Origin of the sequence: Micromonospora sp. NPDC049101, from assembly GCF_040648675.1 — a bacterium.
Classification (GTDB): domain Bacteria; phylum Actinomycetota; class Actinomycetes; order Mycobacteriales; family Micromonosporaceae; genus Micromonospora.
This window is the reverse complement of sequence record NZ_JBEZED010000048.1, coordinates 1-24860: the sequence shown is the minus strand read 5'-3', so window position 1 is coordinate 24860 and position 24860 is coordinate 1. Positions and strand designations below refer to the sequence as shown.

Sequence of the window (24860 nt, the reverse complement as noted above, 5' to 3'; positions counted from 1 at the left end):
CCCCCGCCAGACGCTCGACTGGGCAACCCCAGCCGAACGCCTGGACCACCTCATCGCTACCTAACGATTGCACTCACCCCTTGACCCCAAGCCGATGCGCGGAGCAATAACCCCATGATCAACTGGGCGCGAGTGGGGGACAGTAGGATCTGGGGTCGTGCGGGTTCTTTTGGTGGGTGGTGGCGGGCGGGAGCATGCGCTTGCGCTTGGGTTGGTGCGCGATCCGGCGGTCAGTGCGCTGATTGCCGCGCCGGGTAACCCGGGGATCGCGAGCGTGGCTGAGCTGCGGGCCGTGACTCCGACTGATCCGGCCGCGGTGGCGGCGCTGGCCGTGGAGACATCCGCCGACCTGGTGGTGATCGGGCCGGAGGCGCCGCTGGTCGCCGGGGTCGCCGACGCCGTACGCGCCAAGGGGATCGCCGTGTTCGGCCCCTCCGGTGCGGCCGCCCAGTTGGAGGGTTCCAAGGCGTTCGCCAAGGACGTGATGACCGCCGCCGGCGTGCCGACCGCCCGGGCGTACGTCTGCACGGACGAGGAGAGCACCGCCCGCGCGCTTGACGAGTTCGGTGCCCCGTACGTGGTGAAGGACGACGGTCTCGCCGCCGGCAAGGGTGTGGTGGTGACCGACGACCGGTCCGCGGCGCTGGCGCACGCCGCCGAGTGTGGACGGGTCGTTGTCGAGGAGTTCCTCGACGGTCCGGAGGTCAGTCTCTTCGTGGTCACCGACGGGGAGGCGGCGCTGCCGCTCCTGCCGGCACAGGACTTCAAGCGGCTCGGCGACGGCGACACCGGGCCGAACACCGGCGGCATGGGGGCGTACGCGCCACTGGCCTGGACCCCGTCCGGCCTGGTCGACGACGTCATGCGCGATGTGGTCCACCCGACGCTGGCGGAGATGCGCCGCCGGGGCACCCCGTTCGCCGGCCTGCTCTACGTCGGGCTCGCGATCACCGCCGCCGGCCCACGGGTGATCGAGTTCAACGCGCGCTTCGGTGACCCGGAGACGCAGGTGGTGCTCGCGCTGTTGGAGACCCCGCTGGGCGGGCTGCTGCACGCGGCGGCCACCGGCACGCTTGCCGAGCATCCGCCGCTGCGCTGGCGCGACGGCAGCGCGGTGACCGTGGTGCTGGCCTCGCCGGGCTACCCGGTCGCGCCCAGCACCGGCGACGTGATCACCGGCGCGGACCGGCCGGGCATCATCCACGCGGGCACCGCCCGCCGGGCCAGCGACGGCGCGTTGCTCTCCGCCGGCGGCCGGGTTCTCTGCGGTACGGCCACCGGCGCCGACCTGGCCGCCGCGCGGGACGCCGCGTACGCGCTGGTGGACGGGGTGAAGCTGGCCGGCTCGCAGCACCGCACCGACATCGCCGCCGCCGCGATCGACGACCGGATCACGATTCCCGGCTGAACCCGGGCAACCCCGGCCCTCCTCGCCGCCGTTTGAGCGGTGAGATGAGGAGGTGGCGGGAGATGCCGGTCGATGTCGAGGGCCACCGCGAGTACGTCGGTACGCGGCTGGAGCCATTTCGACGTACGGCGTACCTGTTGTGCGGTGACTGGCACACGGCCGACGACGGGGTGGCCCATGGCGCTGGTCAAGCTGCTCCGGCACTGGCCGCGGGTATCAGGCATGGCAGTCCCGACGCGTCGTCCGGCGGACCCTCTACGGAGGGGACGGCGGTCCCATCGACGTGGCTGCTCCCGAGGCGCTGCTGACCGCGCGGGAACTCGTCGAACTGGCGCGGGCGCCGGGCCTGACCCTCTATCCCTGAGCGTTTGTCGCCCTCAAGGGGCAACCCGGCGTTACTCCGGCCACGACTTAGCGGTGTCAGAGGCACCGCGACGGGAGGAGTGGGAGATGCGGGTTTGCGGACGATCACCGTGCTGTTGGTGGCCGGTGGGAGGACAGGTCCGAGGATGCCGCTGAGCCGGAGATCGGTGGAGCGGTCCGCGGCCGACGCCGAGTACACCGAGTGCGTTCGTGTTGGTCTGCCGCAGTGGCGCCGGACGGCGTACCTGATGTGTGGTGACTGGCATCAGGGCGACGACATCGTGCAGCGGGTGCTCACCGAGTTGTACCGCAACTGGTCCAGGGCACGGCGGGCCGGCAACCTGAATGCGCTGGTCCGGACGATGTTGATGCGGCGGTTGATCGACGAGCGGCGACGCGGCTGGGCTCGGGTGCTGATCACCGACCTGCTTCCGGAGCGGCCCGCACCGACCGCCCCGGATGCCACGGTGCGGCTCGATCTGGTGGCGGCACTGCGCCAGGTCGCGCCGCGGCAGCGGGCCGTCCTGGTGCTGCGGTTCTTTCAGGACCTGAGTGTGGAGGAGACGGCACAGGCGCTGGGTTGCGCGCCGGGCACCGTCAAGAGCCAGACGGCCAAGGGGCTGGCGACGCTGCGAGGACTGCTCGCCCCGGCCCGAAACGGCGTGTCGGCCACCGCGCAGACCGGCACGGCGAGTGGCGCGCCGACCAACGTGTTAGCCCACGGGAGTTCATAATGATCGATGAGATGGATGTGGCGCGGTTGATGCGCGCCGAGGTCGAGGCGGCCGAGTCGCCGTCCATGGTGAACATCGAACGGGCGATGACCGCCGGGCGGCGGCAGCGCTGGTACGCGCGCAGTGCGGGCGCCGCACTGGCGGTGGTCGCGGTGGTTGTCGGCGCTGTCACGGTGCCGGGCCTGTTCGCGCCGACGGACGGGTCGTCGCCGTCGGCGCCGCCGTCGTCACTGAACCTGTTCGGCGCCCTGGCTCCGCTGGAGCCGTACACCGGGAAGGTGCCGTCAGCCGACACGTCCCGGATCCCGGCCGCATTGGAGACGATCGACCCGACCGTTCAGTACATGCGGTTCGGTTGGTTGCCGTCGGGCCTGGCCAGACTGAGTTACGACGCGGGTGTGTCGCCCCTTGGCCTGGGTGTCTCTCTGAGCGGGGATGTCGGCGATCCGCAGAACTGGGCGGGAGTCTCGGTCGATCTCTATCCGAAGGGGGTGACGCCGCAGGCGCCGCAGGTCATGGGCATTGACCAACGGGCACCCGTCGTGAGCACGGCGCCCGCGCCCGATGTGCGGGGCGCGGCGGCGACCTTCACCCAGTACGACGTCGACGGCACTGACCGGCTCATCCTCCGCTGGCAGTACGCCCCGGACGGCTGGGCCGAGGTCGATGTCTCACCCTGGGCGCAGGGGCAGGATGCCCGCGAGATCGCCCTGCACGTGGCCCAGAAGCTCAAGTTCAGTACGACCGAGCGGGTGAAGATGCCGGCCCAGGTCAGGGGGGTGCCGCAGAACCTGCGGCTGATCAACGCCAGCGTCGATGGGCCACTGACCCCGGACGGCTGGCGGTGGTACGCCAACGTCATGTACAGCGCCGAACCCGCCAGCGCGAGCCCCGGTACGCAGTGGTCGAAGACGCTGGACGTCAGCTTCTCCCCGTACGTCGAGATGACCGACAAGATCCGGGCCGAGTTGAACGGGAAGCTGTTGCACGAGCCGCCGAACACCACCATCGACGGTCATCAGGCGGCCTTCTACGCTGCCGCCGATCCGGGCTGGTTGGAGAGGCTGGATGTGATTGACGTGCGGGGAATGGTGGTCCGCATCGACGCGCATCGCGGCACGCTCGATGAGCAGGGCACGAAGGGCCTGTTCCAGCACCTCGACCTCACCGGGGCCAAGCAGGACTGGCGGCCCTCGCTGGTGGTCGACTGACGGGCGCCGTCACCGCCCCGGAACGCGCCGGTCTTCCGCCGACGCTTCCGGGGCGGTCAGCCGTAGTAGCGGCGTAGCTCTCGGCTGAGCACCTTGCCGGTGGCGTTGCGGGGCAGGTATTTCACGAAGATCACGTCCCGGGGGACGGAGAATCGGGCCAGGTAGTGCCGGACGTACTCGCGTACCGCCTCGGGGTCGAGCGTTTCGCCCGGGTGCAGGGCGAGGAACGCGGACAGTCGCTGGCCGTACTCGGCGTCGGGTACGCCGATCACGGCCGCCTCGCGGACCTGGGGCAGTTGGGCGAGCAGGTCCTCCACCTCGGACGGGAAGACGTTCTCGCCACCGGAGACGATCATGTCGTCGGCCCGGCCGTCGACGAAGAGCAGGCCGTCGGGGTTGAGTCGGCCGAGGTCACCGGTGTCGAGCAGGCCGTCGTGGGTCTCCCGGCTGGCACCGGAGGTGTACCCCTCGAAGAGCATCTCGTTGCCGACGAAGATCCGCCCGACCTGGCCGGGTGGCACCGGCTGCCCGTTGTCGTCGAGCAGTTCCAGCCGGGTGCCGTGGGGTGGCCGGCCGGCCGTGGTGGGTGCCTGGCGCAGATCCTGGGGAGCCGCGAGGGAGGCCCAGGAGACCTCGGTGGAGCCGTACAGGTTGAACAGGACGTCGCCGTAGACGTCCATGAACCTCGGGGCGAGCCCGCCGGGCAGGGCGGAACCGCTGACCGCGACGACCTTGAGCGGGGGACGCGGGTCCGGCGCGGGCACCTCCAGGAGCCGCTGCACCATCACCGGTACGGCGAACAGGGCGTCACACCGGTGCGCGGTCAGGGCGGTGAGCGTGGCGACCGGGTCGAAGCGTCGGTGCAGCACGATGGTGGCCCGCAACGCCAGGCACACCTGGAGGGCGGCGAGCCCCCAGGTGTGGAAGATCGGTGCCGCGATCAGCACCCGGTCCCGGGCGTGCAGCGGGATGCGGTCGATGATGGACACCAGCGGGCCGAAGCCGTTCGGCGTGGGTCGGCGGGCACCCTTGGGCGTGCCTGTGGTGCCGGAGGTGAGCACGATGATCCGGCCGTCCCGCTCGGGCGGGTGCAGGTCACCCGGGAGCGCCCCGGCCACCAGCTCCTCGCGGGCCCGTTCGTCGAGACGTGGCAGCTCGGCGGGGAGGCCGAGGACCCGCTCGGCGAACTCGTCGTCGTGCACCAGCAGCCGCAGCCGCTGCTCCTCGGCCACGGTGCCGAGCTGGGCGGCGGAGAGCCCGGTGTTGACAAGCACGGCGTCGACGCCGAGCAGGGTGGCCGCGACGATCGTCTCGATCAGCCCGTGGTGGTTGCGGCAGAGCACACCGATCCGGTCGCCGGCCTGGACGCCGAGCCCCGCCCGCATCGAGCGGGCCATCCGTTCGGCCCGGTCGAGCAGATCGTGGTACGTCAGCTCGACGCCGTTCTCGTCGATGACCGCCGGCCGGCCGGGGTCCCGGGCGGCTGCCTGGCGCAGCTCGCCGGCCAGGCTCCACCCCCACGTCCGTAACGCGTTGAGCTGCGCGGCGACCCGGACGGGACTGCCGGGGGTGAGCAGCCCTCGACGGGTCAGCGTGGCAACGATGAACGGCAGGTCCATGCCGCAGACCTCCTCGGGTGGTGCGCGGACGGGCAGTGGGTGCCCCCCCGTCCAGCAGGGCGTCTTCCCTTGATCATGCACTGGGCGCGACGGAGGGCCCAGTTCGCGTCCGCGCGGGGTGACGAAGACGGCACAGCAGGTGGAATCCGCTGCCCTGCGAAGCCCCGGTGGTCGGCGTAACCACGAATCGAGTCTCACCAAACAATGCAAGAGCTGTTGGAAAAAAGCGCATTCGTCATCGCCTTGGTCGCGCCGAGTCGGAGCGGTCCAGTGATAATAAACTGTTCTTACAGACCTGCCGCGTATGTTCGTCAACGAAGACATGCGATGGCAAGGGAAATGGTCGACGTTGAGCTCCGTCGTATTCGCTTCCATCGCCCAAGTAGCGCTTCCCATTATTTGGAGGTTCGGTGAACCTGTCGAAAAAGCGTACCCTTGCCGCAGGGGTAGGAATCGTCGTAGCCGTTACCGGCTCTCTCTTCGCGATTTCTTCGCCTGCCTCGGCGGACTACGCGTGCCCGGCGAGGCAGGTGTGCTTCTTCCAGGACAAGAACGGCCACGGTAGCCCGGGCACGCTGGCGGGTCTGGTCCAGGGTGGCGGCGGCGTCGCCAACTTCTCTGATCACAAGTTCCACAACGGTGTGAACCTCAATGACCAGGCGTCCTCCGTGTTCAACAACACCAACCAGTACCTCGGGGTCTTCGAACACAACAACTACGGTGGGCGGTGGCAACGGGTCAAGCCGTACGGGTGGGCCAATTTCGGGGGTGATGTCAAGAATGACAGCGCCTCGTCCGCCCGGTTCGTCGACGAGGGGTGCACGCCAGGGCCGGAGTGGTGCCTTTAGGCCCACGGCGTCGGGCCCGGATGTCGGGCGCGCCTAATCGTCGCGGCCAAGTGGCAGAGCGAGGGCCGGAATTCGCGGCCCTCGCTCTGCCGCCCCAATGCTTCCCGGCGAGCTGCCCGACCGGCAGTCGGACCAGGGCGGGCCGGTCAGCGGATCTGCATCCCGGAGATCGCCCGGGAGATGACCAGTCGTTGGATTTCGGAAGTGCCCTCGAAGATGGTGTAGATCTTGGCGTCGCGGTACCAGCGCTCGACCGGGTGGTCACGCAGGAAGCCGGCCCCGCCGAGCAGCTGCACCGCCTTCTCGGTGACCGACACCGCCACCTCGCCGGCCTTGAGCTTGGACATCGACCCCTCGCCGGCGGTGAACGGGCGGTTGTTGCGGCCCATCCACGACGCACGCCAGACCAGCAGCCGCGCCGCGTCGATCTCCATCCGCATGTCGGCGAGCGCGAACGCGACAGCCTGGTTCTCGATGATCGGCCGTCCGAACTGGACCCGGTCCTTCGCGTAGTCCAGGGCGTACTCGTAGGCGGCCCGTGCCACGCCGAGCGCCTGCGCGCCGACGGTGGGTCGGGTCAGCTCGAAGGTGCGCATCGCGGCCTGCCCGGTGGCCCGCTGGCCGGAGCGGGCCCGGTCGAGGCGTTCCAGCAGGGCGTCTCGTCCGCCGAGCAGGCAGCGGCCGGGCACGCGGACTCCGTCGAGGAAGACGTCGGCGGTGTGCGACGCGCGCAGGCCGAGTTTGCGCAGCTTGCGGGTGGCGGCCAGGCCGGGGGTGCCCGGGGGTACGACGAACGCCGCCTGGCCCCGGGAGCCGAGCGTGGCGTCGACCGAGGCGGTGACCACGTGGACTCCGGCGATCCCGCCGTTCGTGGCGTACGCCTTCTGGCCGGTGAGCACCCACTCGTCGGTGGCCTCGTCGTAGACGGCCCGGGTGCGCATCGCGCCGACGTCGGAGCCGGCTTCCGGCTCGCTGGAGCAGAACGCGGCGACGGCGGGCGAGTCGACGTCGCCGAAGCACTGCGGCACCCATTCGACAAGCTGGTCCGGGGTGCCGGCACCGTAGATGGCGGCGACGGCGAGCGAGGTGCCGAAGATGGAGAGGCCGATGCCGGCGTCACCCCAGAAGAGTTCCTCGCTGGCGATCGGTAGGGAGAGCCCGGTGGGGTCGGCCCAGCAGGTGGCGAGGAACTCGAAGCCGTAGAGGCCGACCTTGGCGGCCTCCTGGATCACCGGCCACGGGGTTTCCTCGCGCTCGTCCCACTCGGCGGCGGCCGGGCGCACGACCTCGGCGGCGAAGCCGTGCACCCAGTCGCGCAGATCCCGCTGTTCCTCGTTCAGGTCGAGCGAGAACTCGGTCATGTCAGGCCTTGGGGATGTCGAACAGGTTGGCGATGTTGGCGGCGAGGCCGAGGTCACCCTTCGCCTTCAGCTTGCCGGTCATGAACATCATCACCGGGTTGGCGCCACCGGAGACGATCTTCAGGAACTCGACCGGGCCCATGGTCAGGCTCAGCTTCGGGTCGTGCTGCGGGGTCTCGTTCACCACGCACGTGCCGTCGGCGATGACCACCTCGTAGGTGTCGCTGCCGCCGTCGGGGCGACCGGTGATGACCCAGTGGATGACCGCGTTGGTGGAGCCGGCCCGGTCCGCCCGGAACAGCGCCGGCATCCGGCCGAACACCTCGCCCAGGACCTTGTCGCGCAGGTCACCGGACATCACCTGGGCGATCTTGTCGTCCGGGGTGGACTTGACCAGCTGGGCGAACTCCTTGGGGCCCACGTTGGCGAAGGTGGCCGGGTCGAAGTCAGTCATCAGGTGCGCCTTCCGGAAGATTTGGCTACTCGTGCGTAACCCTACGCACGAGTAGGTATGCTCGCAAGGTGTCCACCCCGCCTGCCTTCAAGCGCCTGCCACGTGCCGTTCGTGAGCAGCAGATGCTTGACGCGGCCGTCAAGGTCTTCTCCCGCCGCGGCTTCCATGCCGCCAGCATGGACGAGATCGCGGAGGATGCGGGCATTTCCAAGCCCATGGTGTACGCGTACCTCGGCACCAAGGAGGAGCTCTTCGTCGCCTGCCTGCATCGGGAGGGCACCCGGATGATGCAGGCCATCGCCGGTGCCGCCGCTCCCGACCTGCCGGCGGACGTCCGGCTCTGGCGAGGGTTGAAGGCGTTCTTCGGCTTCGTGGGCGCGCACCGCGACGGCTGGGCGGTGCTCTACCGGCAGGCTCGCGGTGAGCAGCCGTTCGCTGGCGAGTTGGCCACCATGCGGGCCCGGATGGTCGAGGTCGTCGCCGGGATGCTCGACCACGCCCTGCGCGCCGAGGGCCGGGAGATCACCGCCGTCGACCTGGAGGTCGTGGCGTACGCCCTGGTCGGCGCGACCGAGTCGTTGGCCGACTGGCTCGCCGACCACCCGGAGGCCGACCCGGAGAAGACCGCCACCCGGATGATGAACGTGGCCTGGCAGGGCGCCGGCCAACTCCTGCACGGCGTCGTCTGGCTCCCGGCCACCGACTGACCGCCCCGAGATCAGCGCACCGGCCCGGCCGCTCCCGAGATCAGCGCACCGGCACCCGGCTCACCGGCTCGGTCGTCGACTGCCCGGATCGGCGACGCCTGCCGAACCAGCGAACCACCTCGACGACCGTCGTCACCGTCAGCGCGAGGCCCAGACCGAGCAGGAGGCCGCGCAGCGGGTCCTGCTCGAAGGCCAGCCCGCCGAGGTAGCCCACCAGCCCGGAGTAGAGCCCCCACGAGCCGGCGGCGAGCGCGTCGAAGGCCAGGAACCGTCGCCGGGGGTAGTGCACCGCGCCCATGGTGAGGGTGACCGCCGTCCGGCCGCCCGGCACGTAGCGGGCCACCGTGAGGATGAGACCTCCCCGGGTGGCGATGCCCCGACGCGCCCACTCGATGGCGCGCCTGCGCCGACCCTCGGGTGGGAGCCGGTCGAGCAGGCGTGCGCCACCACCCCGCCCGATGGCGTACGAGATGTGGTCGCCGACCAGTGCCCCGGAGGCGGCCACCAGGATCACCGCGGGGAGGTACGGCGCGCCGGAGGCCGCGAACACCCCAGCGGTGATCACCGCCGTCTCGCTCGGCACCACCGGGAAGAAGCCGTCGAGCACCGCGATCGCGAAGATCGCCAGATACACCCAGGGCGAGGACATCGTGTCGTGCAGCAGGTCGAGCAGGTCCATGCCCCGATGCTGGTACGCGTGCCGGGTCCCGCCATCGGCCAGTGGTCAGCCGGGTGCCACTACTTAGGTCGCATCCGGCCCGGACGACGGGTAGGGGGCATCCCCCACCGCACCCGGGTCCGACGGCGCGGGACGACCGGAGCCGCCGACGACGCCCTACGCTCGCAGCGTGGCCCCCAGCGCCGTCGCCGTCCGGCGGGTCGTCCAGCGGTACGCCCCGCTGCTGCTCGCCGTCCTGGTCGCCGTGGCGGTCGGGGCCAGTGCGGCAGGTGACCTCGGGGTCCGCTCGCCGCTGCCGGGCGTGGTCGTGCTGGTGCTCGCGGTGGCCTCGGGTTGGGCCGCCAGCATGATCCGGACTCGCCGCTGGCCGTTGTTCCTGGCCGCGGCGGTCGGCTGGTTGGTGCTCGCCGCCGCGGCGGCCGGGGTGGTCGCCTCGTACCAGGCGGGTCTGCGGCTGCGGGGCCGGCGGCTCGCCGGCTACCTCGTCGGTGCGGCAGTGGTGTTGGCCGGCGGAGTGGTCGTCGGGCTGGCGGTGGGTGGCGTACGCCGGATCACCACCGCCACCAGCGGCAACGTCCTCTTCCTCGCCACCGGTCTGGTTGGGCTGCCGTTGGTGGTCGGCCTCTGGGTGCGGGCGCGCCGGGACACGCTCGTTGCCCTGCGCGACCGGGCCGAGCGGCTGGAACGCGAACAGGAGGCCCGCGCCGACCGGGTCCGCGCCGAGGAGCGGACCCGGATCGCCCGCGAGATGCACGACGTGGTGGCGCACCGGGTCTCGCTGATGGTGGTGCATGCCGGGGCGCTGGAGGTGACCGCGGTCGACCCGGCGACCGTCGAGGCCGCCGCGCTGATCCGGACGACCGGTCGGGAGGCGCTCACCGACCTGCGTGAGGTGCTGGGTGTGCTGCGGCAGGCCGGTCCGGCCGTGGTGCCGGAGCGGGGGCTCGACGCGCTGGACGAGCTGATCGGGGAGTCCCGTGCCGCCGGGCTGCGGGTGCACCGGCGGGACGAGGGAGTGGTGTCGGCGCTGCCGGCGACGGTGGGGCGTACGGCGTACCGGGTGGTCCGGGAGGCGCTGACGAACGTGCGCAAGCACGCCGCCGACGCCGAGACGACCGTGTGCCTGCGCTACCTGCCGGACGGGCTGGAGGTGCTGGTCCGTAACGGCCCGTCCGGGGGCGGCCAGCCCCTGCCCGGCGCCGGGCAGGGGCTGCTCGGGCTACGGGAGCGGGTGGAGTTGCTCGGCGGCCGGCTGGAGGCGACGCCCGTCGACGGCGGCTTCCTGGTCCGTGCCCTGATCCCGACGGCGGGTGCGGCGTGATCCGGGTGGTGGTGGTCGACGACGAGCAACTGGTCCGCGCGGGGCTGCGGCTGATCCTGGAGGCGGCCGACGACATCACGGTGGTGGGCGAGGCGGCGGACGGCGCTGGCGCGTTGGCGCAGGCCCAACGGTTGCGCCCGGACGTGGTGCTGCTCGACGTGCGGATGCCGGGCGTCGACGGGCTGACCGTCGCGCCCGACGTGGTCGCCGCCGGACCCAAGGTGATCATGCTGACCACCTTCGACCTCGACGAGTACGTGCACCGGGCGCTGCGGGCCGGGGCGGTCGGCTTCCTGCTCAAGGACACCCCGCCCCGGGAGTTGGCCGTCGCCGTCCGCACGGTGGCCGCCGGTAACGCGATGCTCGCCCCGACTGTCACCCGGCGCCTGATCAGCTCGTTCGCCGAGCGTGGTCCGGCCCGCCGGGAGGCGGCCCGCGAGCGGCTCGCGGCGCTCACCACGCGGGAGTTGGAGATCGTGCGGGAGGTGGCGCGCGGGCACGGCAACGCGGAGATCGCCAGGCGGTTGGCGATGAGCGAGGCCACCGTGAAGGCGCACGTCAGTCGGGCGCTGGCGAAACTCCACGTCGGTAACCGGGTGCAGCTCGCGATCCTGGTGTACGACGCCGACCTGCTCTGAGCTGGCCCGAGGCCGGTCAGTGCCGGGAGGAGGCGCGGCGGTGCGCCCGGCCGCGTATCCAACGGATGCCCTCGATGCCCAGCGTGACGAGCACCGAGAGGCCGAGTCCGGCGAGGACGCCCTTGATGGGGTGGCGCTCGAAGGCCAGCCCACCGAAGTAGCCGAGCAGGCCGCAGTACAGGGCCCAGGTGATCGTCGCGATGCTGTCGTACAGCAGGAAGGACCGCCGGGGATAGCGCACCGCGCCCATGGTGAGGGTGACCGCGGTCCGGCCGCCCGGCAGGTACCGGGAGGTGGTCAGGATCAGCCCGCCGCGCCTGTTCAGGGCGCGTCGGGCCCACTCGGAGCTGGCCCGCCGGCGGCTGCCGTCGGGAAACCCGGCGAGCCGGTTCGCGCCGCCACCGCGCCCGATGGCGTACGAGATGTGGTCGCCGGCGCAGGCGCCCACCGCGGCGGCGGCGATCACCGCCGCCAGGTTGGGATTGCCGCCGGTGGAGAGGACCGCGGCGGTGATGACGGCCGCCTCGCCGGGTACGGCTGGGAAGAACGCGTCGACCGCCGTGAGCCCGAAGATCAGCAGGTACACCCATGGTGAGGTGACGAGCTGCCGGAGCAGGTCGAGCGCGGAGTCCATGCCCCCATGCTCGCCGGGTACGACCCGTCCCGGTGCCGAAGCGGCGGTATGACCTCCACCCGGCGGGAGGGCGGGGTGGTTAGGTCGCGTGGACTAGGGCTGGTGGGGCTAGTAGCGGACCGTGGGGGGTCTTGTCGTCGGCGGTGGGGCCTTGTGAGGTCAGCACCACCGGAGTGGCCAGTTCCGTGCGCACCGCCTCGGCCCAGTTGGGCGGCGGGTCGTCGTAGATCGGGCGGGAGCGCAGCAGGCGGGCGGTGAGCGCGGCCTGCCGGCCCAGGTCGCCGGGCGGGCCGGGGACGAGCCGGTCGGTGGTGTCGTAGCGGCGGCAGATCCGCAGCTCGGGGCCGGCGAGGTCGAGATGGGTCAGCGCCAGGCCGTCCACCCCACCGGCCGCCGCGAGCGCGTACCGGTGGGCGACCGCGTCGAAGTGGCCGAACCGGAACCGGCCCTGCCACGGGTTCGTGGCGTTGTGCGCGTCGGTGAACGGCAGGCTGGGGTCCTCGGTGACCAACGGGCCGTGCCCGTGCCGGGTGGTGACCACGCGGAGCACCGCGATCCGGGTCACGTCGCCAGGCTGGCCCGCCTCGGCGAGCAGGCCGTCGACGTTGGTGAACGTGGTGGTGCTCCACGTCGTGTACGGGTGGAAGCCGTGCCACTCGTCGAGCAGCACCCCCTGTGCGCCCTCGAAGACACAGGTGCCGGCGCGTAGCGCCCCGGCGAGCCAGGTCTCGTCGACGATCGCGACCCGCCCGGCGAACCCGGTGAACGCGGGCAGGCAGTCCTCGACCGGTGGCGCGTCCAACGGGCCCAGCTCGGCGGTCAGCCGGTCCCGCAGGGCGGTCAGCCGGCGACGCAGCAGCGCGGGGCGGCGGCAGTCGGCGACCCGGGGCGCGTCGTCCGGGTGGGCGAGACCGTACGCGACGGCCTCGCCCACCCCCAGCCCGCAGGAGCCGTGCCGGTCGGCTCCCCGGGCGATCTCCCGGGCCTGGTTGGCGGCCCGGTGGTACGGCGTGGCGAGCAGTGCCGCCCCGTCGACGGTCAGCCGGTCGAGCGCGTCGGGCACCCCCACCGTGGCGAGGTGGTCGGCCTCGGCGGCCAGCGCCAGCGGGTCCACCACCACGTGCCGCGACAGGTGGGTACGAACCCCGGGGTGGAAGGTGCCGGCCCCGAACTGCGCGAAGGTGTGGTGCCGCCCGTCGCGCAGCACGACGTTGTGCGCCGCCTGCGCGCCCCCGTTGAAGCGGACCACCGTGTGCACCGGGCGGGTGGCGCAGAGCCAGTCCACCACCGTGCCCTTGCCGGCGTCGCCGTAGCCGAGGTCGACCACCGCCACGTGCCTCACAGCCGCGTCACCCCGCCGGTGGTGTCGGTGAAGGCGGGCAGCGTCGACACCTCGGCCCGCCGCCCCCGGCCGAGGCGGGCCAGGGCCTTCGACACGGTGCCGGTGGCGGCCGAGCCGGCGTGGTCCAGGTGGCGCAGGCCCTCGTCCAGGTCGATAGCCTGCTCGCCGAGGCCGATGGTGAGCGCGATGGTCTCGCAGACCGCGTCGAGGTCGTCGAGCACCACGGCGTTCTGGCCGAACAGGTCCCGCCAGAAGTCGAGCACCTTGGCGTTGCCGGCGTAGTGGCTGCCGGCGGGGAGCAGGTAGTAGGTGTCCCAGCGGCGGGTCACCTCGTCGACGATCTGCCGCAGCGGCACGTCCTCGCCCAGGTCGTCGCCGATCAGCTTGGCCACCTCCCGGGCCTTCACCTGCGGGTACGCCAGCTCGTCGCCGATGATGAACAGGTAGCCGCGCCGGCCGCGCTTCTCCCAGTTGTCGGTGGCGGTGTGCCGGGCCATGAAGTACATGGCCAGCTCGTACGACTCGCTCATCTGCCCGCCGCCACCGCCCTCCAGCACGATCCGGCCGAGGTCGTCGTCCATCCGGTTGTCCGACTCGAACTGCCCGACCTGCAACGGCACCCGGTCGCAGGTGGCGTCGCCGATCGCGCCGAACATGATCTGCGGGTCGCTGGCGTACCCCTGTCGTTGCAGCAGCCCGAGCAGCTGCGGCAGCTTGGTCTGTAGGACGCGCGGCACGTTGCGCATCGAGCCGGTCACGTCGAAGAGCACCGCGACGGGGGTGGACTGCGGGTGCTCGTCGGAGTCGCGGCTCTCGCGCATCGCGCCGCGCGGGTCGAGCGCGGTGTGCACGGTGCGCGCTCCGCTGTCGCTGTAGGAGAACGCGCTGCGGCCGGTGGTGCGGCGATAGCGGTCGGCGGCGTCGTACACGTCGGTGGACCAGATTCCACTGCCCATGACAGCTCCTTAGGGGGTGAGGGTGAAGGGACGGAAGGTGCGCGGCCCGTAGCGGCGGTCCAGCACCTGGTCGAGTTCGCGCAGCAGACGCCAGGCGTCGGCGGGTCGGGCGTGCAGGGACCGCTGCCGGCAACCCCGTGCGAAGGCGTGCAGCTCGCGGGGGGCACGCGGCCCCATCAGCCAGCTCATGCAGCGGCTGGCCATCGCGATGTCGGTGCCCGGTCCGGCGGGTCGCTTGCGGGTGACCTCCTCCGGGTACCAGTCCGAATGGCCGGGCACCAGCGCCGGGATCGTGCCGCCGACGGGGGCGGAGAAGCACCAGTCGACGAGCACCACGCCGTGGGCGTCCGGCTCGATCAGCACGTGTCGGGGCAGGACCGCGCCGTGCACCAGGCCCGCCCGGTGGGCCAGGCCGAGCACCACCAGCAGCCGCCGCCACATCCAGGCCACGTCCCGGGCGTCCAACCCGTCGGGGTACGCGTGCCGCACCTCGTCGAGGTCGTGCAGGCCGGGCGCGGTGGCGATGACGTTGATCCGTCGTTCGGCACCGGACGCGGTGTCCCGGTGCGGGAACTCGTCGACGAGCCGGGGCACGTACGGCAGGTAACGCGGGTCGCCGCGCTCGGCGATGGTGCGCAGGGCGTGTGCCTCGCGGGCCAGCAGATCGTTGTCGGTGGGGCGTCGGGGGAGCTTGAGCAGCCGGTCGTCGCCGACGTCGTAGAGGTCGGCCAGGTCACCGGAGTGGGCCGGCGTGCCGAGCCGGTAGTCGCCGAGGACGGTGACCTGTCGGGCCTGCCACCTGGTGGTGACGTGGATGAACGCGTCGAGGGCCTCGGCGCGTACCGCCGGGTCGGCCGGCAGGCGGTCGGGGTGCAGGGCCGCGACCAGCTCGCGGTAGCGGCGGGCCGGCTGGTCCGTGCCGAACAGGTCGGCGTCGGTGTGGGCCGCCGCGACCAGGCCGATGGCCGCCGCCGTCCTCATCGCACCGTCTCCTCGCGGGCGGGGCGCAGCAGCGCCGGGTGCAGCAGCCGGGCGTCGCCGGCCCGGTAGAGGCGGGCGCGGGGGCCGCCGCGGGAGCCGCCGCGCTCGGTGCTGGCGCCGGTGCTCTCCACGAAGCCGGGCACGGAGAGCACCTTGCGGTGGAAGTTGCCGGCGTGCAGCGGGTGACCCCAGACCGTCTCGTAGACGGTGCGCAGCTCGCTGATCGTGAACTCGGCGTCGAGGAAGCGCGTGGCGAGCGGGGTGTATTCCAGCTTGGACCGGGCCCGCTCCAGCCCGTCGTCGATGATCCCACCGTGGTCGAAGGCGAGCTGTCGGCTGGTCAACGCGGTGACCGGCAGCCAGATCGCCGCGTCGGCGTCGGTGCCGGCGGCCGGATCCGGCAGGTCGGGGGCGAACGCGAGGTGCGCGATCGAGACGACACGCATCCGCGGGTCGCGGTCGGGGGTGCCATAGCTGCCCAACTGCTCCAGGTGTACGCGACGCAGCCGGTCGCCGCCGAGCCCGGTCTCCTCGGCCAGCTCCCGTCGGGCGCCGGCGGCCAGGTCCTCGTCGGGTTGGACGAAGCCGCCGGGCAGCGCCCAGTGCCCGGCGAAGGGCTGCTGACCACGCTGGATCAGCAGCAGGTGCAGTGCGCCGTCGCGGATGGTCAGCGCCACCACGTCGACGGTCACGGCGACCGACGGGTAGGCCCGTGGGTCGTACGCGGCCAGGAACTCCTGCTCGTTCATCGCGTCTCTCTCAGGTTGAGAATATCTCGCTCTGAGAACAACCTAGCGCGCGACGGTGTCCCTGCCAAGCCCGGACATCGTCAGCGCACGAGACCCGCCAGGTGCGGTCGGCCGCGCGGGTCGTGCAGGGCGAACCCGCCGTCCGGCAGCAGGGCGAAGTCCACAGTGCTCGGCAGCGACACGGGTGCCTTGAAGGCGACCTCGACGGTGTAGGCGTCCGGCAGCCGGTTCTCCAGGGCGGCGAGGCAGCGCGCCTTGCTCCACATGCCGTGCGCGATGGGCCGGCGGAAGCCGAACAACCGCGCACCGAGCAGCGAGGTGTGGATCGGGTTGTGGTCACCGGAGACCCGCGCGTACGTCGAGCCGACCCGGGAACCCACCCGCCAACGAGCCGTGGCGGCCGGTGCGTCGGGGCGGGTGCTCCGCTCGCCCCCGCCGGCCCTGCGCTCCCGACCCAGGTAGGTCGAGACACCCTCCCAGACCGTCTCGCCGTCGACCGAGCCCAGCAGCACCACGTCCACCTGCCGCCCCCGGTCGTGCGGGCGCAGGTTCTCCGCGTACGTCGTGAAGTCGAGAGTCTCGTCGGCGCTGATCGGGCGGCGCAGGGTGATCCGGTTGCCGACGTGGACCAGACCGCTCAGCGGGATGGGAAACTCCGGCTCGGTCATCAGCCGCAGGGCCAGCGGGAAGCCCAGGACGTGCGGGAACGTCGCGGGCAGCCGGTCGGTGAGCCGGAAACCGCAGACCCGGTCGTACGCGGCCAGGTGCGCCCGGTCGACCCGCACCCCGCGTACGGCCAACTCGCCCGCCGGCAGGCCGGACCCGCGCCGCCGAGCGCCGAGGCCCGGCAGCGCGCCGAGCACCGCCCGCCGGTGGACCGCCCCGGTCGCCGGCAGTCGAGGCAGTTCGACCCGGGTACGACCACCGGGCTCCGGCCGAAGTGCTCTGGCTCGCGTCTCCGCCGACAGTGTCTCCGTCGGACCGTCGATCAGCTCGTGCAGGGACAGGTCGTCGTCCGGCTCCTTCCGACCGCCCATCACGCCCCCAGCAGGCTCTGGCCGCAGACCCGGACCACGTTGCCGTTGACCGCGCCGCTGGCCGGCCAGGCCAGCCAGCCGATCGTCTCGGCCACGTCCACCGGCAACCCGCCCTGGGCCAGGCTGTTCATCCGTCGGCCCGCCTCGCGGACCACCAGCGGGATGCGGGCGGTCAGCCGGGTCTCGATGAAGCCGGGGGCCACCGCGTTGACGCTGATTCCCCGCTCGCGCAGGGCTGGGGCGAGCGAGTCGACCAACCCGATCACACCGGCCTTGCTTGTCGCGTAGTTGGTCTGCCCCCGGTTGCCGGCGATCCCGGCGATCGAGGAGACCGCGACGATCCGCCCGCCAGTCGGGATCAGCCCGCGCTCCAGCAGCACGTCGTTGATCCGCTCCTGACTGGAGAGGTTGACGTCGATGACCTGGTCCCACCGGTCGGCGTCCATCCGGCCGAGCGTCTTGTCCCGGGTGATGCCGGCGTTGTGCACCACCACGTCGACCCGGCCGTGCCGGGTGGCCAGGTGGTCGGCGAGGCGGGTCGGCGCGTCCGGCGCGGTCAGGTCGAGCTGCACGGCCGTACCGCCGATGTCGTTCGCCACCGCGGCGAGGGCGTCCCCGGCGGCCGGGATGTCCAACGCCACGACCCGTGCGCCGTCGCGGGCGAGCACCTTCGCCAGTGCCGCGCCGATGCCCCGCGCGGCACCGGTGACCAGCACGACCTGCCCGTCCAGCGGGCGGTCCCAGTCGGCCGGGGCGCTCGCCTCGCCGGCGCCGACCCGGATGACCTGGCCCGAGACGTACGCGGAGCGGCCGGACAGGAGGAAGCGGACTGTCGACTCCAGGCCGGTGAGTGTGCCGGCGTTGTCGCCGTCGCGGGTGACGGAGACGAGTTGCGCGGTGCTGCCCCGGCCGAACTCCTTGCCGATGCTGCGGACCAGCCCCTCCAGGGCGCGCTGGGCGGTCGCCTCACGGGGCGTCGCGCACTCCCGCGCCGGGGTGCCGAGCACGATCACCCGACCGCTGGGCAGCAACGCCCGAGCCTGCGGGTGGAAGAAGTCGTAGAGCTGACGCAGCTGGGTCGAGTCGGTGATCCCGGTCGCGTCGTACACCAGGGCTCCGAAGCGGTCCGGTGCTGCGGCGGTGGTGGTGGTGCCGCGCAGCTCGACCCCGGCGGTGGTCAGGATCTTGGCGAGCGGCTCGGCGAGCCGGCCGCCGGTGGCCGCGCCGAGCAGGGCCGGCCCGGCCAGCAGCGGGTCGCCGGGGTGGTGTCGGCGCAGTCGGGGCGGGTCGGGCAGCCCGAGGCGCTTGACCAGCGCGCGGCCGGCGGCCGATTGGACGAAGCTCGCGTACCTGTCGGTCATGCGCGTAGCCTACTGGCGAGTAGGGTTCGAGCGACACAGGTCGAGGAGGCGGATCGTGCAGAGCATTCGGCGGGTCGCGGTCATCGGGGGCAACCGCATCCCCTTCGCCCGGTCCAACTCCCGCTACGCGGACGCGTCCAACTCGGACCTGCTCGGCGCCGCGCTGGACGGTCTGATCGCCCGGTACGGGCTGGCCGGCCAGCGGGTCGGCGAGGTGGTGATCGGGGCGGTGCTCAAACACTCCCGCGACTTCAACCTCGCCCGTGAGGTCGTGCTCGGCTCCCGGCTCGACCCGCACACCCCGGCGTACGACATCCAGCAGGCCTGCGGCACCGGCCTGGAGGCGGCGATCCTGGTCGCCAACAAGATCGCCCTCGGCCAGCTCGACGTGGGCATCGCCGGAGGTGTGGACACCACCTCCGACGCCCCGCTCGCGGTCAACGAGGAGATGCGCCGCACGCTGCTCAAACTCAACTCCGCCCGCACCCTGGGCGAACGGCTCAAGGTCGCGGCGAAGCTTCGCCCACTGCAACCGTTCAAGCCGGAGATCCCGCGCAACGCCGAACCACGTACCGGCCTGTCCATGGGCGACCACGCCGCCCGCACCGCCCTGCGCTGGCAGATCGACAGGCGACCCCAGGACGAGCTGGCGCTGCGCTCACACCAGCGGCTCGCCGCCGCGTACGACAGGGGTTTCTTCGACGACCTGATGACGCCGTACCTGGGGCTCACCCGCGACGCGAACCTGCGCCCCGACACCAGCCTGGACAAGCTCGGCGTGCTCCGGCCGGTCTTCGGCACCCGCGGCCCGGACGCCGAGCACGCGACGATGACCGCCGGCAACTCGTCGCCGCTCACCGACGGGGCGTCCACCGTGTTGCTGGCCAGCGAAGAGTGGGCCGCCGCGCACAACCTGCCGGTGCTGGCCTGGTTCAGCTGGTCGGAGACGGCGGCTGTCGACTTCGTGCACGGCGACGAGGGGCTGCTGATGGCCCCCGCCTACGCGGTGCCCCGGATGCTGGCCCGAGCCGGGTTGACCCTGCAGGACTTCGACTACTACGAGATCCACGAGGCGTTCGCGTCCCAGGTGCTGGCCACCCTCGCCGCCTGGGAGTCGCCGGAGTTCTGCAAGGACCGCCTCGGCCTGGACGCGCCGCTGGGCGCGATCGACACCGACCGGCTCAACGTCAACGGCTCGTCGCTGGCCGCCGGGCACCCCTTCGCCGCCACCGGCGGGCGGATCGTGGCGACCCTGGCCAAGCTGCTCGCGGAGAAGGGCAGCGGACGCGGGCTGATCTCCATCTGCGCGGCCGGCGGCCAGGGAGTGACCGCGATCCTGGAACGCTGACCGCGCGGATCGCCCCTTACGGGGATGTCCGCCAGCAGGCGTTAACGGCCCGTTCAGGAGTCGGCCCGCTGGTGGAGGGTTTACCACGTGATGGTGATCATTGCCGCGCCCTGGGCGCGTAATGATCGCTCCTGCGTGCGGAACGGGGCCGTAACACCATGGAGTCCGTCATGCCACGGACGACCATCCTCTCGGTGGTCATCCCCATGTTCAACGAGACCGCGGTCATCCCGGCCCTGGTCGCCCGGCTGCGGCCGGTGCTGGACGCACTCGGCGTCGACTACGAGGTGGTCGCCGTCGACGACGGCAGCCGGGACGACACCGTGTCGGTGCTCTTCGAGCATGGTCGGGACTGGCCGCAGCTGCGGGTGCTCCGGCTGCGGCGCAACAGCGGTCACCAGGCGGCGCTGACCGCCGGCCTGCACCGTGCCGTCGGCCGGTGGGTGGTCAGCCTCGACGCCGACCTTCAGGATCCTCCGGAGACCATCGCCGAGATGCTCAGGGTGGCCCGCGAGGACGGTGTGGACGTGGTCTACGGCGTCCGCGCAGACCGCAGCACCGACACCGTCTTCAAGCGCAACACCGCCCGGGGCTACTACTGGCTGATGCGCCGGCTCGTCGGCGCCGACCTGCCCGCCCAGGCCGGTGACTTCCGGATGCTCAGCCGCGACGTCGTCGAGGTGCTGCGCCGGCTGCCCGAACGCGCCCCGGTCTACCGGTTGCTGGTGCCGTCGCTCGGCTTCCCCAGCGCCGAGGTGCGCTACGACCGCGCGGCGCGGGCCGCCGGGGAGACGAAGTATCCGTTGCGCCGGATGATGGCCCTGGCCTGGGAGAGCGCGGCGAACTTCTCCGCCGCGCCACTGCGGCTGGCCACCTGGCTGGGAATGTCGAGCTTCCTGCTCTGCCTCGCGCTCATCGTGTTCGGCGTTGTCGTCCACGTCTCCGGTGCCACGATCCCCGGCTGGACCTCGATGTTCGTCGCGGTGCTGCTGCTCAGCGGGGTGCAGTTGGTCTGCCTCGGCCTGCTGGGCGAGTACGTCGGGCGGATCTACGCCACCGTGCAGAACCGACCCGCCTTCCACGTCGGGTTCGACTCACGCGACGAGGTGCCGGACGCCGAAACGGTGGCGGAGAGCCGGGCCGATTTCGGACCGGTGGTCAACGCCCGTGGCTGACACCCTGCTGGCCGAGCGGATCGACACCCCCGCCCCGGCGGCACGTCGGAACGCCCTCCTGCCGGTCCTCACCACGCTCCCGTGGGCGCTCGTCATCGCCGCCCTGCTTGTGGTCTGGTCACGCGGCGACGTGCCGGCCGCCGACCTTGCCCGGTTCTCCGCGTACTGGGCGTTCGCCCTGGTGCTCCCCGGGACCCTGGTGCATCGCGCACTGCGCGGCAGCCGGGGCAACCTTCCGGAGGATCTCGCCTTCGGTGCGGCCGCCGGCCTGCTACTCGAGATCGTCGCCTGGGCGTTGGCCGCGGCGACCGGCCAGCAGTCCCTGCTGCGGTGGTGGCCGCTGCCCGTGATCCTCGCCTTCGCGGCCGTCCCCGGGCTACGCCGGCACTGGCGGGTCGGCGAGCGCCGCCCGCTGCCGGTCGGGTGGCACTGGGCGATGGGCGTAGCGCTGCTGGTGGTGGTGGCCTGGGGGTACATCCAGTGGCGGATGGTCCCGCTGCCTCCGGTGTCCGGCGGCTACTACCAGGACCTGCTCTACCACCTGGGGCTGGTGCAGGAGCTGACTCGGGCGATGCCGTTCGAGTTGCCGCACGTCGCGGGAGAGGGGCTGCGCTACCACTACCTTTCCGACGCGCACATCGCCAGCGCCAGCATGGTCACCGACATCCCGCCGGCGATGGTGCTGCTGCGACTCTGGCTGGTGCCGGTGATCGGCACGGCGGTGGTGCTCGCCGCCGGCCTCGCCCGCGACCTGAGTGGTGCCGTCTGGGTCGGGCCGGTGGTCGCTGTCGCCGGCTTCGTCGGGACGACCGTCACGCTCGGGTCGGCCGTGGGCGCGTCCGGTGAGACGCCGCTGTCGTACGCCAGCCCTTCGCAGACGTACGTGCTGGTGCCGTTGCTGTTGCTCGTCGGCCTCTGTGTCGACGTGGCGCGAGGGCGGCCCCTCGGCCTGGCCTGGGCGCTGGTGCCGGTGCTCGGCCTGGTCTGTGCGGGCGCGAAGTCCAGTGCGTTGCCACCGTTGATCGCCGGCCTGGGTCTCACCGCGGTCGTGTTCTGGTGGCGTGAGCGGCGGGTGCCACGACCTGCGCTGGTGGCGCTGGCCTGTCTCGTGGCGGCGATGGCGCTCGGCTTCCGGTTGTTCGCCGGTGGCGGGGCATCCACGCTGCGCGTGCAGGCGTTGGCGTTGCTGCACTTCATCGGCCCGTACTCCGAAACGCTCGGTGGTGGCGACGGAATCTGGCCGGCTGCGCCGCTGCCGCCGGGCATCAACGACGGCGGTGCCCTCGGCTGGCTGCTGGCGTTCTCCGTGGTCGCCTGGTGGGTGCTGGGCCAGGCGCCACGATGGGTGGGTATGACCCTGCTCGTCGAGCGGGAGCACCGGGCCGACGCGGCCGTCTGGCTGCTCGCCGGCACGGTGCTCGCCGGAGCTGCCACCACCTGGCTGTTCCAGCACCCGTCGATCAGCCAGATCTACTTCTGGATGGGTGTCATCCCGGTCGGCGCCGTGTTGACCGCCTGGTCGCTGGCCGTGGCCCGGGCACCCTGGCCGGCGCTGGTGGTGCCCGCCGTGGCCGGCGCGTTGGCGGGGCTGGCCACGGCCGGCACGGTGGTGGGCTTCGCGTGGCCGAGGATCGCCCGACCCGGCACTCCCTACACCTCGACCATCGAGGGGTGGCTGCGGGTGCTGGGCGCGTCGGCGGTCCGGTACGTGCTGTTCGTCGCGGTGGCCGCCGCGCTCGCCGTCGGGGTGGCCGCCCTGTGGCGGCGGCGCGTCCCGTCGCCGGGGGGTCGTCGGCGGGCGGCGACGATCGCGGTGGCCGGGGTCACCGCCGCGCTGCTCGGTGCCAGCGGGGCCGTCGCCGTCGGCGGGGTCGTCCGCTCGGTGCTGGCCGAACCGGTGCCGGCGACCGGGCCGCAGCCGTACGCGCTGACCGTGGACGAGATGCGCGCGGCGTTGTGGCTGGACGAGCACGCCGCCGACGACGACGTGGTCGCCACCAACGTGCACTGCCGACCGGTGCGGACCACCCAGCACTGCGACGCCCGGGCGTTCTGGGTCACCGGGCTGGGCGGCCACCGGACGGTGGTGGAGAGCTGGGGTTACACCGACGCGGTCGTGGCCGCGCACGGCGTCGACAACCTGGGGTACGCCCGACAGAACTTCCCCGATCAGGAGTTGCTCGCGCTCAACGACGGCGTGTTCACCGCGCCGACCGTCGCCGACCTGGACCGCCTCCGCACCCGGCACCGGGTCCGGTGGTTGTTCGCCGACACCAGGGCGGGCGCGGTGTCGCCGGAACTGGCCCGGCTGGCTCGGGTTCGGCTGGTCGCCGGCTCGGTCACCGTCTACGAGGTCAGCCGCCCCTGACCGTCTCCGGAGCCCGGCCCGGTACGGGTGCCGGTCGGCGGGTGCGGGACAATGAGGTACGTGACGACGATCCCCAACGTGCTGGCCAACCGGTACGCCTCACCCGAACTGGTCGCCCTCTGGTCTCCGGAGGAGAAGGTCCGGATGGAGCGGCGGCTCTGGCTCGCCGTGCTCCGCGCTCAGCGCGACCTGGGTGTGGCCGTGCCGGACGGCGTGGTCGAGGCGTACGAGCGAGTGCTCGACCAGGTCGACCTCGCTTCGATCGCCGAGCGGGAGCGGGTCACCCGGCATGACGTGAAGGCCCGGATCGAGGAGTTCAGCGCCCTCGCCGGGCACGAGCACGTGCACAAGGGGATGACCTCACGTGACCTCACCGAGAACGTCGAGCAGCTTCAGGTGCGTGCCTCGCTGGAGCTGATCCGGGACCGGGTGGTGGCCACCCTCGCCCGGTTGGCCTGGCTGGCGTACGAGCACTCCGAGCTGGTCATGACCGGCCGTTCGCACAACGTGGCGGCGCAGGCCACCACGCTGGGCAAGCGCTTCGCGTCGGCGGCGGAGGAGCTGCTCATCGCGTACGAGCGGCTGGAGGAGCTGATCGCCCGTTACCCGCTGCGCGGGATCAAGGGACCGGTCGGCACGGCCGCCGACCAGCTCGACCTCTTCGACGGCGACGCCGACAAGGTGGCCGAGTTGGAGCGCCGGGTGGCCGAGCACCTGGGCTTCTCCCGGGTGCTGGACAGCGTCGGGCAGGTCTACCCGCGCTCGCTCGACTTCGACGTGCTGGCCGCGCTGGCGCAGACCGCCGCCGCGCCGTCGTCGCTGGCCACCACGATCCGGTTGATGGTCGGCCAGGAGTTGGCCACCGAGGGCTTCAAGCCGGGTCAGGTCGGCTCCAGCGCGATGCCGCACAAGATGAACACCCGCTCGTCGGAGCGGGTGAACGGCTTCGCGGTGATCATCCGGGGTTACCTGTCGATGGTCGGCGAGCTGGCCGGTGACCAGTGGAACGAGGGGGACGTGTCCTGCTCGGTGGTCCGCCGGGTGGCCCTGCCGGACGCGTTCTTCGCCGCCGACGGGCTGTTCCAGACCTTCCTCACCGTGCTCGACGAGTTCGGCGCGTACCCGGCGGTGATCAACCGGGAGTTGGAGCGGTTCCTGCCGTTCCTGGCCACCACCAAGATCCTGGTGGCGGCGGTCCGGCGTGGCGTCGGCCGGGAGGCCGCCCACGAGGCGATCAAGGAGCACGCGGTCGCGGTTGCCCTGGCGATGCGCGAGGCGGGCTCACCGGAGAACGACCTCTTCGACCGCCTGGCGGCGGACGGCCGACTCGGCCTGTCCCGCGCCGACATCGACACCCTGGTAGCCGACCGCACCGCCTTCGTAGGTGCCGCCCAGTCCCAGGTGGAAGCGGTAACAAGCCGCATCACCAAGGTAGTCCAAACCCACCCAAACGCCGCATCATACTCCCCACCCCACCCACCCACCCTCGCCTCGCCCCGCCTCGCCTCGCCTCGCCTCGCCACCCCGCGTTGATCATGGAGTTATTGCCCTACGCACCGGCGTGTC

22 protein-coding genes are annotated in these 24860 nt (G+C 72.1%); 11 read left to right on the top strand and 11 right to left on the bottom strand.

Going from position 1 to position 24860, the window contains the following annotated elements; translation table 11 throughout:
* The first annotated feature begins 157 nt into the window (after positions 1–157).
* The 3 genes from purD to AB0B57_RS36140 all read left to right on the top strand — a co-directional run bounded on the left by purD (position 158) and on the right by AB0B57_RS36140 (position 3716).
* On the top strand, positions 158–1408 hold the full coding sequence (gene purD, locus AB0B57_RS36150; protein WP_357080792.1) for a phosphoribosylamine--glycine ligase: 1251 nt from the start codon (positions 158–160) through the stop codon (positions 1406–1408).
* 509 nt (positions 1409–1917) lie between these two features.
* Positions 1918–2505 (top strand): SigE family RNA polymerase sigma factor, encoded by a 588-nt coding sequence (locus tag AB0B57_RS36145; RefSeq protein WP_357080789.1) that lies wholly within the window; start codon positions 1918–1920, stop codon positions 2503–2505.
* A complete protein-coding gene (locus AB0B57_RS36140) occupies positions 2505–3716 on the top strand; it encodes a hypothetical protein (RefSeq protein ID WP_357080786.1) in 1212 nt (403 codons plus the stop codon). Before AB0B57_RS36145 ends, AB0B57_RS36140 begins: the two co-directional genes overlap by 1 nt.
* A 56-nt stretch (positions 3717–3772) precedes the next feature.
* Here AB0B57_RS36140 and AB0B57_RS36135 read toward each other — a convergent pair whose 3' ends face one another.
* Positions 3773–5335: an AMP-binding protein gene (locus tag AB0B57_RS36135; protein ID WP_357080783.1), complete on the bottom strand. Its 1563-nt coding sequence runs from the start codon at positions 5333–5335 to the stop codon at positions 3773–3775.
* A gap of 410 nt (positions 5336–5745) precedes the next feature.
* Between AB0B57_RS36135 and AB0B57_RS36130 the strand changes: the two genes are divergently transcribed.
* Positions 5746–6183: a peptidase inhibitor family I36 protein gene (locus tag AB0B57_RS36130; RefSeq protein ID WP_357080780.1), complete on the top strand. Its 438-nt coding sequence runs from the start codon at positions 5746–5748 to the stop codon at positions 6181–6183.
* A 146-nt stretch (positions 6184–6329) separates the two neighbouring features.
* On the opposite strand, the gene AB0B57_RS36125 is transcribed toward AB0B57_RS36130, so the two are convergent.
* Both AB0B57_RS36125 and AB0B57_RS36120 read right to left on the bottom strand, forming a co-directional pair.
* The gene (locus tag AB0B57_RS36125) at positions 6330–7544 is read right to left on the bottom strand and encodes an acyl-CoA dehydrogenase family protein (protein WP_357080777.1); all 1215 of its coding nucleotides are present in this window, start codon (positions 7542–7544) and stop codon (positions 6330–6332) included.
* Between the two features lies 1 nt (position 7545).
* Positions 7546–7998, bottom strand: coding sequence for an SCP2 sterol-binding domain-containing protein (locus tag AB0B57_RS36120; protein ID WP_357080774.1), 453 nt, complete (start codon positions 7996–7998; stop codon positions 7546–7548).
* A 68-nt stretch (positions 7999–8066) separates the two neighbouring features.
* Between AB0B57_RS36120 and AB0B57_RS36115 the strand changes: the two genes are divergently transcribed.
* Entirely contained in the window at positions 8067–8705 is a 639-nt protein-coding gene (locus tag AB0B57_RS36115; protein ID WP_357080771.1) for a TetR/AcrR family transcriptional regulator, read from the top strand.
* Between the two features lie 40 nt (positions 8706–8745).
* Here AB0B57_RS36115 and AB0B57_RS36110 read toward each other — a convergent pair whose 3' ends face one another.
* Positions 8746–9384 (bottom strand): DedA family protein, encoded by a 639-nt coding sequence (locus tag AB0B57_RS36110; protein WP_357080768.1) that lies wholly within the window; start codon positions 9382–9384, stop codon positions 8746–8748.
* A gap of 169 nt (positions 9385–9553) precedes the next feature.
* Here AB0B57_RS36110 and AB0B57_RS36105 point away from each other — a divergent pair, with 169 nt between their 5' ends.
* Together AB0B57_RS36105 and AB0B57_RS36100 are read left to right on the top strand one after the other, a co-directional pair.
* Entirely contained in the window at positions 9554–10705 is a 1152-nt protein-coding gene (locus AB0B57_RS36105; protein ID WP_357080765.1) for a histidine kinase, read from the top strand.
* A complete protein-coding gene (locus tag AB0B57_RS36100; protein ID WP_357080762.1) occupies positions 10702–11343 on the top strand; it encodes a response regulator transcription factor in 642 nt (213 codons plus the stop codon). The genes AB0B57_RS36105 and AB0B57_RS36100 overlap by 4 nt, the downstream gene beginning before the upstream one ends.
* Before the next feature lie 16 nt (positions 11344–11359).
* Here AB0B57_RS36100 and AB0B57_RS36095 read toward each other — a convergent pair whose 3' ends face one another.
* The 7 genes from AB0B57_RS36095 to AB0B57_RS36065 all read right to left on the bottom strand — a co-directional run bounded on the left by AB0B57_RS36095 (position 11360) and on the right by AB0B57_RS36065 (position 18403).
* Positions 11360–11977, bottom strand: coding sequence for a DedA family protein (locus AB0B57_RS36095; protein WP_357080759.1), 618 nt, complete (start codon positions 11975–11977; stop codon positions 11360–11362).
* A 79-nt stretch (positions 11978–12056) separates the two neighbouring features.
* Complete coding sequence (locus AB0B57_RS36090) at positions 12057–13319, bottom strand: adenylosuccinate synthetase (protein ID WP_357080756.1); 1263 nt, start codon at positions 13317–13319, stop codon at positions 12057–12059.
* Positions 13316–14275, bottom strand: a complete 960-nt coding sequence (locus AB0B57_RS36085; protein ID WP_357080753.1) for a hypothetical protein — start codon at positions 14273–14275, stop codon at positions 13316–13318. Before AB0B57_RS36085 ends, AB0B57_RS36090 begins: the two co-directional genes overlap by 4 nt.
* Before the next feature lie 9 nt (positions 14276–14284).
* Positions 14285–15256 (bottom strand): serine/threonine protein kinase, encoded by a 972-nt coding sequence (locus AB0B57_RS36080; RefSeq protein ID WP_357080750.1) that lies wholly within the window; start codon positions 15254–15256, stop codon positions 14285–14287.
* Positions 15253–16005 carry an NUDIX domain-containing protein gene (locus AB0B57_RS36075; protein ID WP_357080747.1) on the bottom strand — a complete coding sequence of 251 codons (753 nt, stop codon included), beginning with the start codon at positions 16003–16005 and terminating at the stop codon, positions 15253–15255. Before AB0B57_RS36075 ends, AB0B57_RS36080 begins: the two co-directional genes overlap by 4 nt.
* Positions 16006–16085: 80 nt before the next feature.
* Positions 16086–17042, bottom strand: a complete 957-nt coding sequence (locus AB0B57_RS36070; protein WP_357080744.1) for a MaoC/PaaZ C-terminal domain-containing protein — start codon at positions 17040–17042, stop codon at positions 16086–16088.
* Complete coding sequence (locus AB0B57_RS36065; protein ID WP_357080741.1) at positions 17042–18403, bottom strand: 3-oxoacyl-ACP reductase; 1362 nt, start codon at positions 18401–18403, stop codon at positions 17042–17044. The genes AB0B57_RS36070 and AB0B57_RS36065 overlap by 1 nt, the downstream gene beginning before the upstream one ends.
* Before the next feature lie 55 nt (positions 18404–18458).
* On the opposite strand from AB0B57_RS36065, the gene AB0B57_RS36060 reads away from it, so the two are divergent.
* The 4 genes from AB0B57_RS36060 (at position 18459) to purB (ending at position 24827) form a co-directional block, all read left to right on the top strand.
* Entirely contained in the window at positions 18459–19751 is a 1293-nt protein-coding gene (locus AB0B57_RS36060) for an acetyl-CoA C-acetyltransferase (protein ID WP_357080739.1), read from the top strand.
* A 170-nt stretch (positions 19752–19921) separates the two neighbouring features.
* Positions 19922–20926 carry a glycosyltransferase family 2 protein gene (locus AB0B57_RS36055; protein WP_357080736.1) on the top strand — a complete coding sequence of 335 codons (1005 nt, stop codon included), beginning with the start codon at positions 19922–19924 and terminating at the stop codon, positions 20924–20926.
* Entirely contained in the window at positions 20919–23294 is a 2376-nt protein-coding gene (locus AB0B57_RS36050; RefSeq protein ID WP_357080733.1) for a hypothetical protein, read from the top strand. Before AB0B57_RS36055 ends, AB0B57_RS36050 begins: the two co-directional genes overlap by 8 nt.
* Before the next feature lie 60 nt (positions 23295–23354).
* Complete coding sequence (purB, locus tag AB0B57_RS36045; RefSeq protein ID WP_357080730.1) at positions 23355–24827, top strand: adenylosuccinate lyase; 1473 nt, start codon at positions 23355–23357, stop codon at positions 24825–24827.
* Positions 24828–24860: the final 33 nt, after the last annotated feature.